This is a genomic window from Methylobacterium sp. CCH5-D2, assembly GCF_001556475.1.
GTDB lineage: Bacteria > Pseudomonadota > Alphaproteobacteria > Rhizobiales > Beijerinckiaceae > Methylobacterium > Methylobacterium hispanicum.
This window is the reverse complement of sequence record NZ_LSIX01001159.1, coordinates 1-397: the sequence shown is the minus strand read 5'-3', so window position 1 is coordinate 397 and position 397 is coordinate 1. Positions and strand designations below refer to the sequence as shown.

Here is a 397-nt window from a genome sequence, read left to right as displayed (position 1 = left end):
ACCAGCATCACGCTGGTCGACCGCGACGGGCTGATCCTGGTTCGCCACCCGGACAGCGATGGGTGGGTCGGCAAGCCGCTGCCGGCGGAGCGGGCCGCGGTGCTGACCGGACGCGGCGAGGGCGTACGCGTCGCCGCCGGCTTCGACGGGCGCGAGCGGGTGCTCGCCGCCATCCGCCCGCCCGGCGCCGCGGCGGACGCGTGGCTGATCGTCGGACGCGACCATGAGACAGCTTTCGCCGACGTCGACGAGGCGACTTGGCGCGGCGTCACCCTGGTCCTTCTCGGCGCCGTGTTGGCGGTCGCCGCGGCGCTGCTCGCCGGGCGCGCCTTCATCCGGCGGCCCGTGGGCCGGCTGCTGCGCACAGCCTCGGCCTGGCAGCGCGGCGACCTCGGAG

General features: G+C 76.6%; 1 pseudogene. It reads left to right on the top strand.

The features are described from left to right. A pseudogene (locus tag AX737_RS35085) lies at nt 1–397 on the top strand (histidine kinase); the annotation flags it as partial.